This window comes from Siminovitchia fortis, from assembly GCF_003605365.2.
GTDB lineage: Bacteria > Bacillota > Bacilli > Bacillales > Bacillaceae_C > Siminovitchia > Siminovitchia fortis.
In genome coordinates, this window is the sequence record NZ_QYTU02000002.1 from 72,031 (window position 1) to 85,636 (window position 13,606).

The 13,606-nt window shown below is 43.0% G+C and carries 17 protein-coding genes; 8 read left to right on the forward strand and 9 right to left on the reverse strand.

Features of this window, described 5'->3' with window-relative positions:
• The first annotated feature begins 238 nt into the window (after nt 1-238).
• Entirely contained in the window at nt 239-661 is a 423-nt protein-coding gene (locus D4N35_RS02055; RefSeq protein WP_120069213.1) for an HIT family protein, read from the forward strand.
• Between the two features lie 401 nt (nt 662-1,062).
• A complete protein-coding gene (locus D4N35_RS02060) occupies nt 1,063-1,587 on the forward strand; it encodes a tryptophan transporter (RefSeq protein WP_120069216.1) in 525 nt (174 codons plus the stop codon).
• 38 nt (nt 1,588-1,625) lie between these two features.
• Here the strand turns inward: D4N35_RS02060 and yhzF are convergent, their stop codons facing one another.
• Nucleotides 1,626-1,820, reverse strand: a complete 195-nt coding sequence (gene yhzF / locus D4N35_RS02065) for a membrane protein YhzF (RefSeq protein ID WP_120069219.1) — start codon at nt 1,818-1,820, stop codon at nt 1,626-1,628.
• A 424-nt stretch (nt 1,821-2,244) separates the two neighbouring features.
• Here yhzF and D4N35_RS02070 point away from each other — a divergent pair, with 424 nt between their 5' ends.
• Nucleotides 2,245-2,622 (forward strand): YtxH domain-containing protein, encoded by a 378-nt coding sequence (locus tag D4N35_RS02070; RefSeq protein ID WP_120069222.1) that lies wholly within the window; start codon nt 2,245-2,247, stop codon nt 2,620-2,622.
• A gap of 148 nt (nt 2,623-2,770) precedes the next feature.
• Nucleotides 2,771-3,340 carry an HTH-type transcriptional regulator Hpr gene (locus D4N35_RS02075; protein ID WP_120069225.1) on the forward strand — a complete coding sequence of 190 codons (570 nt, stop codon included), beginning with the start codon at nt 2,771-2,773 and terminating at the stop codon, nt 3,338-3,340.
• 98 nt (nt 3,341-3,438) lie between these two features.
• Here D4N35_RS02075 and D4N35_RS02080 read toward each other — a convergent pair whose 3' ends face one another.
• Nucleotides 3,439-3,771, reverse strand: coding sequence for a DUF1878 family protein (locus D4N35_RS02080; protein ID WP_120069227.1), 333 nt, complete (start codon nt 3,769-3,771; stop codon nt 3,439-3,441).
• 145 nt (nt 3,772-3,916) lie between these two features.
• Here D4N35_RS02080 and D4N35_RS02085 point away from each other — a divergent pair, with 145 nt between their 5' ends.
• The gene (locus D4N35_RS02085) at nt 3,917-4,462 is read left to right on the forward strand and encodes a DUF3267 domain-containing protein (RefSeq protein ID WP_120069230.1); all 546 of its coding nucleotides are present in this window, start codon (nt 3,917-3,919) and stop codon (nt 4,460-4,462) included.
• 112 nt (nt 4,463-4,574) lie between these two features.
• A complete protein-coding gene (locus D4N35_RS18340) occupies nt 4,575-4,754 on the forward strand; it encodes a hypothetical protein (RefSeq protein WP_018705485.1) in 180 nt (59 codons plus the stop codon).
• Between the two features lie 208 nt (nt 4,755-4,962).
• Here the strand turns inward: D4N35_RS18340 and D4N35_RS02095 are convergent, their stop codons facing one another.
• Both D4N35_RS02095 and D4N35_RS02100 read right to left on the reverse strand, forming a co-directional pair.
• On the reverse strand, nt 4,963-5,055 hold the full coding sequence (locus D4N35_RS02095) for a YjcZ family sporulation protein (RefSeq protein ID WP_120069233.1): 93 nt from the start codon (nt 5,053-5,055) through the stop codon (nt 4,963-4,965).
• A 90-nt stretch (nt 5,056-5,145) separates the two neighbouring features.
• Nucleotides 5,146-5,235 (reverse strand): YjcZ family sporulation protein, encoded by a 90-nt coding sequence (locus tag D4N35_RS02100; RefSeq protein ID WP_120069235.1) that lies wholly within the window; start codon nt 5,233-5,235, stop codon nt 5,146-5,148.
• Nucleotides 5,236-5,414: 179 nt separating this feature from the next.
• Between D4N35_RS02100 and D4N35_RS02105 the strand changes: the two genes are divergently transcribed.
• Nucleotides 5,415-6,344, forward strand: coding sequence for a peptidylprolyl isomerase (locus D4N35_RS02105; protein ID WP_120069239.1), 930 nt, complete (start codon nt 5,415-5,417; stop codon nt 6,342-6,344).
• Between the two features lie 67 nt (nt 6,345-6,411).
• Here D4N35_RS02105 and D4N35_RS02110 read toward each other — a convergent pair whose 3' ends face one another.
• From D4N35_RS02110 to D4N35_RS02125, 4 genes are all read right to left on the reverse strand, one after another.
• On the reverse strand, nt 6,412-6,600 hold the full coding sequence (locus D4N35_RS02110; protein ID WP_120069242.1) for a sporulation YhaL family protein: 189 nt from the start codon (nt 6,598-6,600) through the stop codon (nt 6,412-6,414).
• 83 nt (nt 6,601-6,683) lie between these two features.
• On the reverse strand, nt 6,684-7,628 hold the full coding sequence (gene yhaM / locus D4N35_RS02115) for a 3'-5' exoribonuclease YhaM (protein WP_120069246.1): 945 nt from the start codon (nt 7,626-7,628) through the stop codon (nt 6,684-6,686).
• A gap of 232 nt (nt 7,629-7,860) precedes the next feature.
• Nucleotides 7,861-10,836 (reverse strand): ATP-binding protein, encoded by a 2,976-nt coding sequence (locus tag D4N35_RS02120; RefSeq protein WP_164876262.1) that lies wholly within the window; start codon nt 10,834-10,836, stop codon nt 7,861-7,863.
• A 16-nt stretch (nt 10,837-10,852) separates the two neighbouring features.
• Complete coding sequence (locus D4N35_RS02125; protein ID WP_235870260.1) at nt 10,853-12,166, reverse strand: metallophosphoesterase family protein; 1,314 nt, start codon at nt 12,164-12,166, stop codon at nt 10,853-10,855.
• Nucleotides 12,167-12,226: 60 nt separating this feature from the next.
• On the opposite strand from D4N35_RS02125, the gene D4N35_RS02130 reads away from it, so the two are divergent.
• Nucleotides 12,227-12,412, forward strand: a complete 186-nt coding sequence (locus tag D4N35_RS02130) for a YhzD family protein (protein ID WP_120069252.1) — start codon at nt 12,227-12,229, stop codon at nt 12,410-12,412.
• 56 nt (nt 12,413-12,468) lie between these two features.
• On the opposite strand, the gene D4N35_RS02135 is transcribed toward D4N35_RS02130, so the two are convergent.
• Nucleotides 12,469-13,392: a Cof-type HAD-IIB family hydrolase gene (locus D4N35_RS02135; protein WP_120069254.1), complete on the reverse strand. Its 924-nt coding sequence runs from the start codon at nt 13,390-13,392 to the stop codon at nt 12,469-12,471.
• Nucleotides 13,393-13,606 lie beyond the last annotated feature (214 nt).

The following is a 13,606-nucleotide window of genomic DNA, read 5'->3' on the forward strand; positions in this document are numbered from 1 at the left end:
CGCGGAAAGTCATCAATTGCATGAACAGTAATCTGTACCTTACAAGGGGATGATTGCGTTGGGCATGATAATGATTGATCGAATGCTTCTTTAATCGAACCGATGGGCGAGATGAAGAACACTTTCCAAAATGAACCGCAATCCTTCAATGTGCAGAGCTTAGCGGCTCTGCACATTTTGCTGTTCACTTCCTGTATGATAAAATGGACTATTATAATCAATTTGAGGTGAAGTGGACATGAGCAACTGTATTTTTTGTAAAATTGTAAATGGCGAACTTCCGTCAGCAAAGGTTTTTGAAAACGAAGATATTCTGGCTTTTTTGGATATAAGCCAAATTACAAAAGGACATACACTGGTCATTCCGAAAGTACATAAGGAAGATATATTTGAAATGGACGAAGAGACTGCGGCCAAGCTTTTTTCAGCGGTTCCCAAAATTGCACGGGCCATTAAAGCCGAATTCGGCGCGAAAGGCATGAATCTGCTGAACAACAATGGTTCTTTTGCCGGACAGGAAGTTTTTCATTACCATATGCACCTGATTCCAAGATACGATGAAAATGACGGTTTTTCAAAGCGGTTTGTCAGCCACCAATCTGAGTACTCTTCTGAAGATTTACAAACAATGGCAGCAGCAATTTCAAATCAATTGACATAATGTTCTTCCTTCTCAAGATCAAAGGCGCAAGCGCCTGTTTATCGACGTACAGACTGGAGCGCTTCTGACGAGATAAAGGAAACACGCGCAGCGGAGCGGAGCGATGTTGACTTATCGTAGGAAGAAGGGTGAAGTCTGCTAGTCGATAGGCGCTGGCCGCCTTAAAGCGCCACGTCCTGTGGCGCCGGCGGCACTAGGACTTCCTGTCCGTCGGAGCCGGACGCAGCACTAAGTGACAAATAAGTTACTCACAACCTGAGCATTTTATAACAACGCTAAACAACGAAAAAGGCTTCATTTTCAGAAAATAGTATGCTACAATACTGTTAATCTTTCGCTGGCAGCATCAGAGCATGTCAGGATTGAAATTACGAGCTTAGTTGAGAAGAGGAGAGTTACAAATGAATACAAGAACGCTTGTCATTTTATCGTTGTTTGTTGCGATCGGGGCTGCACTGCATTTTATCATGCCCGGCATCTATATGGGTATGAAGCCGGATACGATGCTGGCCATGATGTTTTTGGGAATTGCACTTTTCCCGGATAAGAAAAACGTACTTCTGCTCGGTCTAGTTACCGGATTGCTTGCAGGGCTCACTTCGAGCTTCCCCGGAGGGCTTATTCCAAACCTGATCGACAAACCGATTACAGCTTTTGTTTTCTTCGGACTTTATTTACTGATCGCCAAAAACATGTCCAACCTGATCGGGGTCTCAATCCTAACGGGAGTTGGTACAATCGTTTCCGGAACAGTCTTCCTGACATCAGCTTTGCTTATTGTCGGCGGGTTGCCTGCACCGTTTGCAGCATTATTCGCAACTGTAGTCATCCCTGCAACGATCATGAATGCAATTGCCATGTTTATCCTTTTCCCGATTGTTAAGACGATTTTAAGAAGGACGAATCTGATGCAGCAAGCTTCTTAAAACCAATAAGAACCCCGCCGTTGGTGAGGGTTCTTATTTTACTTAAAAAATATTGCAAATAAAACACCGGCGGCGAAAAGGATTCCGCCAATGCTTCCAAGGGAAGCAGCACGGGCCTTCAATATTTTCTTCGGCGGATAAATGCCGGGTCGTTGGTACAAAATGACATTATAGAACATGGCCGCGAGCATCAGTATACCAAGGGTGATGAAAACGATCATGATGATGTTCAAGCCGTCCACCTCAAAGCCCTTAATTTTATTGCGTCGCTTAGCGACGCCTTACGCTTTTCTATTGTCCAGCGACGGACAGGAAGTCCTAGTGCAGGCGAAGCGACAGGATGTCGCTGCCTGAGCCTGCCTTCAGGCGTCAGCGACTAGCAGACTTTGCGCCTCCTTCTACGATAAGTCAACATCGGCTCCGACGCACAGGATGTGCTAGTGCAGGCGAAGCGACAGGACGTCGCGTCCTGAGCCTGCCTTCGTCGCCGTGTTTCCTTTATCTCGGCGAAGGCGCTCCAGTCTGTACGTCGCTAAGCGACGCCTTACGCTTTTCTATATCTTATGCAAAAATAGTGTGTACATGAACAAGTTTGGGTAAAGTGATTAGCAGGAGAGTTTAATTTTTTCAAGAAAAATTAAAAAAAGGGTGAGGAAAATGAACAAAAAAATGTTAACTTACGGACTGTTTGTGGGAGGAGCCATTGGTGCAGCCGCGGCCCTTCTTTACGCTCCTCTATCCGGCAAAGAGCTGCGAAAGCAAATGAGAGAGTCGAAAGATGAATGGATCAAAATTGCCAATGAGTTTAAAGAAAATGCAACTGAATTGAAAGAATCCGTGACAAAACTTTCACAGGATGGAAAAGAAATCATCAAAGAACTGGCAACCGATGTGAAAACAGCTGTGGAAGAATGGCAGCATGAAATCGAGCCTACGAAGGAAGCCATGCAGACTGAAATAAAAAATATCCAAAAGACAATTGCTGAGCTTGAGAACAAGCTTCAAGAAGGAAAAGACGCTATTCGTCCTTCCTGACCTTCTTCCGGGGCAAGAGACCTGTGCTATATTTCTCTTGCCTTATCTCTAAATTCTTTCATTCTAAATTTTTTCAATTTTTTTCAGATTGAATTTTTATTATTTTTCTTGCATAATAATAGAAACACCTTTAAAGCGGGGGAATAAAATGGCAAGTAAACACGTTTCCGTCAAAGAAGCAATGATTTTCAGCCAGCGCATGGCCCAATTGAGCAAAGCATTATGGAAAGCCATTGAAAAAGATTGGCAGAACTGGATCAAGCCATATAATTTGAATATCAATGAACACCATATTTTGTGGATCGCCTATCATTTAAAAGGCGCATCCATCTCAGATATTGCAAAATTTGGTGTGATGCATGTCTCCACTGCCTTCAATTTCTCTAAAAAGCTTGCAGAGCGGGGATATCTTCAATTTTCCAAAAAAGAAAATGATAAACGGAATACGTACGTGAAGCTGACAGAACGCGGAGAAGATCTTCTGCTTGAATTGGCCGACTGTTATAATCCCGACGCAGACTCGGTTTTCACAGGAGCATCACCTCTCAAGGATTTATACGGCAAGCTCCCTGAAGCAATGGAAATGATGGTGATTGTCAGGCAAATATATGGTGATGACTTTATGGATATTTTTGAAAAGTCTTTCAGTAATCTTGAATCCGATTTTTTTGAAGAAGGAAGAAGATTGGAAAAGGCTGAAATCAACAGTGCCGTATAAATTTGCGATCAAAAAGTTAGAAAATTATAAACAAGATAACGAAGACTATTCGCAGCTTATCATTTGGTGACTTTTTGAACATTCTCCATAAGAGGAAATCATTTGATATTCAGCCTTAATACTTTCATCAGTTCGGGATAGATATTTTGTTTTAAACATGCCTGTATCGTTTCCTCAGGCTGTAATTTTCCATTCAATTTGGAAGTAAATTGTTTAAAAAGCGGAAAATGAAACACAAACTTTTCCGCTTTCTGTTTTTCCATCTCGGCTGACAGCTCTTCACACAACTGAAAAAATTCCTCCACTTCCTTTTCCGCCAGCCTCTTCTTAATGATCAGCAGATCAAAGTCCTTATTCACCGGCTGGATCATGTCCAACAGCAATTTTTGGTGATATTCCAGCAGCAAGATCCGCTCATATAACTCGTCCATTCACATACCTCCAGCTTTTATCATCCATTCACCACAAAATTGTAACAAGGCAATGAAAAAAAGCAAAAATCATATTGCAATTCCCTTCCATCCATCGTACATTATGAGTGAATGAAAACATAAGCAAAGTTGGGGGGCTGTCGCCATGCATTGTTGGAAAGCATACAGCGTAGACCGCAAACATCATTTTTTCCGGCGTTTTTTTATTTCCGCCATCATTTCGGTATTTGTTTTTATCATATCCTATGTAACAATGCAGGCAATTGCGGCCCGGGAATTCAATGATAAATTTTTTCTTGTATTTTTATGTTGTTTCATTATACTATATCCGGTTCATAAATTTTTTCATATTGTACCGATCATGTCTTATTATAAACATATGAAATGGGAAATCGAACGGTATTTTCGTATTTTGCCGGTGATAGATTTGAAAGTGAGGCACCCGATTCCTAAGGCCAGATTCGGTTTGGCGCTTATATTGCCATTTATTGTATTGAATGTACTGTTTTTTGCGGCCCTTTTTTTATATCCGCAATTCGGACACTATATTACCATTTTGCTTGCATACCATAACGGCATATCGGCGTTCGACCTTTTATATTTTAAAACATTGTTCTTTTCTCCCAAAAATGCCCTTGTAGAAGAAAACAATGAAGGCTACGAAATATTGGTAGAAAACGATCCCTGGTAATATGCTTCCATTAAGTTTGCCGAAAACTTATGGAAGCGTCATTTTTTATGCTGTCTTTTTTTTGTGAAATTTGCTATCGTATGTTTATGAGATAGTTGGGGGGAGATTTGGATTGCCGGCGTTGTTTATAATATTTGCTATTTTCATTTTATACATTTTTAATAACTTGACGTATTCCCTCTGTGTGCAACGGGAGATACCTGAGGAGCGCCACCCAAAAATATTTCGCACTATTAATATATTGATTACTATTTTGCTATTCTCCTCTTATATTGAAATACTGTACACATAGGAATAGCGCGCCGGGGGTAAGCTGATTGCCCCTCTCGAACCGCGCTTCGGCAGGTTCAGACTGCGACGTCCTGTCGCTTCACTTGCACTAGGACTTCCTGTCCGTCGGCCGATTCAGGCAAACCGGACAATAATCATACAAAACAAGGACGGCCCCTGCGCGGATACCGTCCTTTTTTACTGCAATGATTGCAGCCGATTTGTTAATTTTAGTAAAACCAGGCTGCTCCGACGATGATTAACAAAATGAACAATACTACGATCAAAGCAAATCCTGCACCGTATCCAGCGCCTCCGCTCACTTCTATGCACCTCCTAAATCTTGTTCACCATTTATCCTATTCAATCAATTATTTTATGCTAAAGGTATACGCCCATTTTTTAAGGCTTTTTTACCAAACAAACGCAGTCCCAACAATGATCAACAAGATAAACAAAACTACGATAAGCGCAAAGCCTCCGCCATAGCCAAATCCTCCCATATTGATGACCTCCTTTTCGGTTTCGCTATAGCATATGAAGCGGGCGGGCATGTTGGCTGAATCAAACGCCCAATTTCTGAGATTTTCGGGAAATTGTTTTTTTCTTCACCTAACTGTGATATAGTATGACTTGTGGAATTTCAACCCACATAGATATAAAAAACAGGGAGTTGGCTTACATGAAAAAATGGGTATTATCCCTTTCCTTAGCTGCAGGGATTGTCGGTCTTGCAGGGTGCGGCGGCCAAGGCGGCGATACTGTTGCCAAAACAAAAGCCGGAAACGTCACAAAAGATGAATTATACGAAGCAATGAAAGATAAATACGGGGAGCAGGCCCTTCAACAAATTGTTTTTGAAAAAGTACTTTCCAAAGAATACAAAGTGTCCGATAAAGAAGTGGACAAAAAAATGGACGAGCTTAAAGAACAGCTTGGCCCTCAATTCCAAATGGCCCTTATGCAAAGCGGGTTCAAGGACGAAGACGATTTTCGCCAGTCCCTGAAAGTCAACCTTCTTCAGGAAAAAGCTGCATCAAAAGACATTAAAGTCTCTGAGGAAGAAGTAAAAGAGTACTATGAGAATAAACAAAAGGACATTACTGTCCGCCACATTTTGGTTGATGATGAAAAAACAGCTAAAGAGGTAAAAGATAAGCTGGATAAAGGCGAGGACTTTGCCAAGCTTGCAAAAAAATATTCTGTTGATACAGCTGCAAACGAACAAGGCGGAGACCTGGGCACCATCTCCATCGATGATCCCCAAATGGACGAAACGTTCAAAGAAGCTGCTTTCAAATTGAAAAAGGATGAAATCAGCAAACCTGTGGAAACCCAGTTCGGCTGGCATATTATCCAGGTGACAGATATCAAGGAAAAGAAAGACAAGAAGCCATTTGACAAAGTAAAAGACGAGTACAAAAATGAATTAAAAGTGGCCAAGCTTGATCCTGAAATGATGCAGGAAGCTTTAAAGAAAGAGCTCGAAAAAGCGGATATCAAAGTGAAAGACAAAGAGCTCAAAGATACTTTCGACCAGATTTTAAATGAGCCGAAGGAAGACGGAGACGCTCCTGTTGATGAAGGAAAAGATAAAAAAGAAGAAAAATAATAACCGGGCTGCTGCCCGGTTTCTTTTTAATGATATCGACAGCAAGAGAAACATTCTGATCGAAACCCTAACTTCCGGCTTGCCTTATCTCCTTTCTCCGCTCCTTTTCTTCCTCCATCCTCTCAATGTAGACTTCTCCCTCTTTTTCAATCCATTCCCTTTCAAACTCGCGCTCTTCACGGGCGGTTTTGACAGCCATGAACGCACTGACGAATATTCCTGCAATGACGAAATACAACCAAATCGGCAAGGCCATTTTCTTATCCCCTTTCATTGGCTAGTCCATATATTTTAAATATATGAGAAAATGCCAAAAAAATGCCTCTGAAGACAGAGGCATCAAGAATGGAATGTCGGCTTATAAAATGAGCGGTTATCAAGCGGAAATATTTTTTCCGAAAACTCACCCGGTTTGACGTGTTTCAATGCACGATCCAGCATATTCATTTTTGCGTCCATATTGTCGATCAGAAACAGGATTTCAGCCTCTTTGATCATTGGCTGTTTCGGGCTCCCCCACTCCAGTTTGCCATGATGGCTTAAAACGAGATGCTGGAGGACAACCACTTCCTCCCCATGGATTCCCAGCTCCTCGGCAGCTTTTCCGATTTCATTGACAATGATGGTTATATGTCCAAGCAAGTTCCCTTCAATGGTATAAGAGGCTGCTACAGCACCGGACAATTCAATGACTTTGCCAAGATCATGAAGAATGATACCCGCAAACAGCAGATCACGGTCAAGGGAAGGGTACAGTTCGGCCACAGATTTCGCTAAATCCAACATCGAAACGACGTGGTAACCGAGACCCGATACAAACTCATGGTGATTTTTCGTTGCAGCCGGGTATTCAAGAAACGGCTCATGGTATTTGCGAAGCAAATGCCTTGTGATCCGTTGGATATTCGGGTTCTTCATTTCAAATATATATTGTGTTACCTTACTTGAAATCTCATCCTTTGATATGGGGGCTTTTTCCAGTAAATCCCCGACATTAATATTGTCCTGCGGATTGGAACGCCTGATTTTTTTTATTTTCAACTGCATTCTTCCCCGATAATTGTGGACTTCTCCGGCAACACGGACAATCGTCCCCTGCTGGTAAGCTTTCACTTCGCTGTCAGAAGCATCCCAAAGCTTCGCTTCAATATCTCCTGACCGGTCTTGCAGAATAAGTGTCAGAAAGGGTTTTCCGTTGCTTGCCACTCCCCTGAAGGCACTTTTTACAAGGAGAAATAGATCCACCTGTTCCCCTACTTCGTGTTCCATCAATTCTTTTAACATCCAAACGCCTGCCTCCCTTTGTTCCTGTTAAAGAAAAGTCTTCAATCAATATAGAACGATGCTGTGATTGTCCAGCTCCAGCGCCTAGCCCCTCGAGGTCACAAGCCGCTTCCCTGTGGTGGCTGAAGAACTGCCTCCTCGGGAATCGTCTTGTTTGCCTGCGCTAAACAAGGCGCTTGCGCTTTTCTTATCTCAAAACAAATTATAACATACTCCCTATCCGCCAATCCCTTTATTCAGCCAAAGCGGCCTGGGGCAGCCTCTGCCGAATCTGGATAATCCGATCTTCAGAAAACTGTCCGGCAATATGACGGTGGCATGTAAAAAGCAACACTTGCGTGTCAGAGCTGATTGTTTGTATCAGCTCAAGCATCCGCTTTGTCCTCATTTCGTCAAAGTTGACGAATCCGTCATCGATAATGACGGGAAATGGGTACTCTTTCTTCAACACATGAACAAGCCCAAGGCGAATGGCGATATAGAGCTGCTCGCCGGTCCCTTTGCTTAATTCTTCAGGAGCAAATAAAATCCGGTCTTTCCTTTCAACTGCCAGGCTTCCATCCGCCTTGACATGAAGCTGCTTGTATTCATGATCCGTCAAGAACGAAAAATACTCGGCTGCCTTTTGGATCACCTGCGGAAAACGGCCTTCTTTGTATGTTTGCATGACCTTTTCGAGCAGGCTTGAAGCAACTGCCAGCTCAGCCCATTTCCGGGCTTCTTCATTGAAAGTTGACCGCATCTGCCGGAAGATATGCAGCTGTTCGGTATAGGTGCCGCCTTCTTCGAGAAAAGAAATTTTCTGTTTCAGGGATGCCAATCTATCCCTGTCTTCTTCCAGAAGATAAGACTCTTTTTCAATCACTTCATTCAAGTGATTGATTTCATTTTGTATTTCTTCCCGTGTTTGGAATCGGCTGGTTACTTCCCCTAATTGCCCCTCCAGCAGATCCAAGCGTGCCAGCAGGGTGTTCTTTTCCTCTGAAAGCTTGGCAATTTTATGGAAATCCTCTTCATTGTCAACATGTGCACTTTCAAAAAGCTTTTTCATGTTCGACCTGATGGCAGATTCCTCGTTTTCAAGCTGAAGGACATTTGCATTCAGTTCGGACAATTTCTTCTTAAGCTCTTTTAGGACGATCTTCTTTTCGCGTTCCTTTTTCAGCATCTCCTGCAAAAAGAATACCGCCTGTGAAGGCTCATGAATGGACGCGCCTATGCTGCCCAGAAATTGAAAGAGGTTATCGGCCCATGCCCCCTGTTCTTTTTGGAGAAGCTCTCTTTTTTCCATAGCATCATTCAATCCGCTTTCTATCCCTTGAAGATTTTTAAGGACGGAAAATGCATCCTCAATCTTCAGATGGAAAAAATCTTTGGCCAACCCGAGCTCCGCCTTAATCTCGTTCAGCTTACTTTCCTTAGTTTGAACAACTTCACTTAATCTTTTAAAAGAATTCTCCGATTCTTCCAGCCTCTGCTTCTGTTCCTCAAGCCGTGCATAATCCTCTTTCCATTTTTCACGGAGACGCTGCTGCTCTTCATACCGGTATGCAATATGTATATCACCGTCAGCCGTTTTCAGTTGTTGATCCAAATTTTGCAGCCGCCGGCGTTTGTCGTCAAGGGTTTCATTTATAAAATCAATGGCGTTTCCGTCAGCTTTTCTGACGAGAAAATAACCGGCAAAAATCATTGCTGATATAGCGGCCAAAGTCAACGGCCATTGTTTGGATATGAAACTCCAAATGAATACCCCCAGAAAGATAAAAAGAAATGCAGATGAGAAAATAAAGGCTTGCCGTTTCTTTTTTTGCAGTCTGTCTTTCTCATGCTTTTTTCTTTTGCCCAGCTCCTCGATTTCTCTTTCAAGCTGGCTTTTTTCCCTTTCGATGCCTGCTGCTGACTCATGCCCTAAACGTGTTTTCCATTCTTTAAATGTACTTTCACTCACAAATTGCTCTTCTATTTCTTTGCATTTGTTTTCAAGTTCAATAACCGCTTTTCTATCATCTTCAAGCCGGTCTGCCAGATCCTTTAGCCGGCTTTCATATCTGATATATTGCTGAAGGGTTTCTTTCATTCTGGTTTTCATGTCCATTCCCAAATTCAAATTTTTTATATTCCCGGCTTTTTCGGCCGGATAATGCAATTCAGCCAGAAAGGAATCATACTGTTTTCGCGCTTCGGCAATAGAATGCTCCAAACCGGACAATTCCCGCAAACTTTGCTGCTGTTTGGGCCATTCATTCACAAACATTTCCGCTTTATCCAGATCAACTTCCTGCCTCAGGGCATTTTCCTCCATTTCGCTTTCAATGGATTTCATTCTTTGCCGCAAAGTCTGCAGTGTACTGGATAATTCAAGCAGCCGGTCATTATATTTTTCCAGCCTTTTTAATCCGTCCGCGGGAAATTCAACAGGCTCCAGTTCAAATAGACGTTTCTTGATTTGGCCTTTTTCCATTATGAGCGGCCATTTTTTCAGCAGCTCATTCACACCATCAAACTCCGCTTTCTTTTCTTTTAGAAGCTCTTTTGCTGCTTCCACCCTGCTTTCGAGCTCGCGCACTTCAGTCAAAAGTGATTCGTATAAGGCATTTTCATGCTTTGCCTTTTTGAGGTGCTGCTCCTGTAAGCGGAGATTCTTTAACAAATCATTAAGCAGCGGCTTGCGTCCCCCAGGCTTAAAAAGCTCTTGAAGTTCCCTCTGTAATTGCTGTTCTGACTTCAAAATGCCGTCAGTTCCGATGGAACCCGCAGCAATTAAATATTTTCCGATTTCTTCCTCCTTAAGGCGCTCGATCTCCTGAAGATCTTGAAGATCGAAGGAGAATATGCTCCGGAACATTTTTTTATCCGTTCCGTTCAGCAGCTTGGGGAGAAAATCAGAAGCTTCTGCAGGCCCATCGTCGAGCAGGACAGTGACATTGCCTGCCGCTTTTCCTTTCACCCGCTCAATAAGCACTTCGCCAAACTTTTCCGTTTCAAAAATGAGTTTGCCGCCGTAAGTTGAATGGGTTTTTGGTTCATATCTCAATTCGGATTGCTTTAGTGTGGGGAATCCAAAAAGGATGCTGTGGATAAAAGACATGATGGTAGATTTACCCGCTTCGTTTTCTCCATAAAACAATTGCAGATCTGATAGGTCGTCCACTTTGAAATCATGGAGTCTGCCATAGCCGTATATATGCAGTTGTTTCAATTTCAAGGGGTCCCCCTCCTTTTTAGTCTGTTTCAGACAGTCGTCTTATCACCAGTTTTTTTGCAGAATGCAGCAGCTGCTCTCTTTGCCGCTCGTCCAAGCCATCAAGGTATCTGCTTGCATACGTGTGCGAAAACAGGCCGGAGACAGCTTGATCGAATTCATCTGTACGTCCCAGCTCATTGGCCGCTTCTTCAAGCACGGCCAAAAAAGTGTCATCAGAAATGAGTTTTTGTTCATCCAGTGGGTCCTCTCCAAGCTCCACACGATAAGGCCAAACAAAGTCAGCGTCAAGAAAAGCCTCATCCTGAAGCATTTCAATGAACTCCCCATTTTCTATTGTTTTCAACACCTTTTGGGAAAGATGCTGCGGGCTTGCTATGATCACTTGACAAAGGACACTTTGTCCCATGTTCCCCAGAGATTCCATTGCTGCCGTGCATGATGTATAGAGTTCTGTCATTCCCGTTGCTTCTTTCAAATCGATACAGAGTGTTTCCCACCTTACATCCGCTGTTTCAATGAATTCAAGCTCCGTTTGTCCCTCTTTTGTCATCGTGACGAGATAACATCCTTTTTCTCCTTCTTCCTTCCTGTGCCGTCCCTGCGTATTGCCCGGATAAACAATATAGGGATCCGCGTGCAATATTCTTCGTTTATGGATATGGCCAAGCGCCCAATAATCCATGCCTTTACGAAGCAGCTCACGGATGGTAAACGGCGCATATGGCTGATGGGCACCTGATTGTCCCTCTTCGCTTCCGTGAAGCATGGCAATGTGCAAATCTGCACCAGGGACTTTTTCATATTCATCTATTTTTCTTGTCAATACATGCCGCTTAGGATAACTGAATCCATAAACGTGAATCGTAACCCCATTTTTAGCCGTGAAAAGGAATGGTTCGGGCTTTTCGCTAAAAACATGCACATTTTCCGGCATATCAAGCCTGACCCAGTCGCCGCCCATGTGATCATGATTGCCATATGTAATAAAAGCAAAAATATTGTTTTCCGCAAGCCGTTGCAGCTGCTTTCTCAAACGTGCCTGTGCCTTGATGCTGCGGTCCTCCCCGTCAAACAAGTCACCTGCGAGCAACACAAAATCGACATCTTTTTCAATGGCCGTATCCACAACCCGTTCAAATGCGGAAAATGTGCTTTCCTGCAAGCGGCTGAACAGCTTCTCGGGCAATTGGCTCAAGCCGAGAAAAGGACTGTCCAAATGCAGGTCTGCCGTATGGATAAAACGAATCTCCTCCAAAACCATCACCTCAAGCGAATATACGTTCCTATCATTATACCTGAATATAGTAATAACTGCCATATCTCTTTTCATCTCACTTTTCACCTTATCAGAAATATGTAACAATAGATGAAAAGAAAAGGAGGTTCAACAATGGGAATTTATAAACTTACCGCTTTTGAACCAACAGGTGAAAAATTGCTGGACGAGGGTTTTGAAGCTGCGGATGACAGGGAAGCCAAAGAAAAAGGAACAGCGATCCTATCCGAGAAAGGGCTGCTCAACAGAACACATCGCTGTTCGTCCCCAGCAGGAAAACTGGTGCTGTTTCATCGGTAAATGAAAAGAGAAAGGAAGAAGACTGCCCCGATAAAAAAGGCAGTCTTCGAAACGTTTTATTCAGATTTATTTTTTTCCGCGATCAGAAAGTGTTTATTAAGCCCCTCACCGGTTAAATCCTCCCTTTTCAAATTATTCAGGAAGCCGGGACGATATTGTTTCCTGAAATGTTCTTTGACCATATACGCCACACCATTATCATTATTTGTCCTCGTGATCCAATCGGCGGCATCATGTACTTCCTTGGGCGCATTTCCCATTGCCACACCAAGTCCGGACCATTGCAGGAGCGGAAGGTCATCCAAACCGGAACCTATTGAAACCACTTCATGCTTTTTAATGCCATATTGGCTGCACACAAATTTTACACCGTCCAGCTTGGAGACCCCTGCCGGAACAATGGCCATTTTCAAAGGTTCAATTGGAATACAGACAGCTTCATTGTACATTTCTTTAATCGCCATCATAGCATCGGCCATTTCTTTTTCATCAAAAAATTCAACTTCGAAGTTGGACGGCGAAATCGGCTGATCCAGCAGCTTTTCACTGATGGAGTCAACATACCGTTCCTGGTACACAAAACGGTTGGCCGATTGGAAAACGACCCTTGCCATCATATTGGTTGGAAGTTTGGTTTTATTGCCGATTAAAAATTTTTCATTGACAAGCCGGATCTTGCATGGAAAAGATTCAAGAAACGCTGTAATTTCACTTGCTACCTGCTCATGCACTTTGTGGACGTAAATAGGTTTGTTTATATCTTTCGCGATAAAAGCTCCGTGATGGGCAATAATATAGTCCTTCAGCTTCAAAGACTTTGCCGTTCGTTTGGCTGCAGGAAAATTCCTTGTTGTTGCCAAAATTATGTGGATCCCTTTTTGGAGAGCGAACTCAATCGCTTCCCGGGTTTGCTTATGAATACGGCCGTTGTCTTGAAGCAATGTTCCATCAATATTCGAAACAAGCATTTTATAGGTCATGATGCTCCCCCTTTGCGCTGGTCTCTGCCTCTTCTTATTTATACGAGACACGCCTGCAAGATAGAACACAGAAAAGGTGGTTGCACCAGCTTTAAGGACTAATAATTGGGTAGTGTCATTAGTTCGGGAGGCATTGGCACCCTATGCCTACCGTGTTTCCGATTTGGACGCTCCTTCGGGAGGCATACGCCCGTTTATATGGGAATAACAAAAG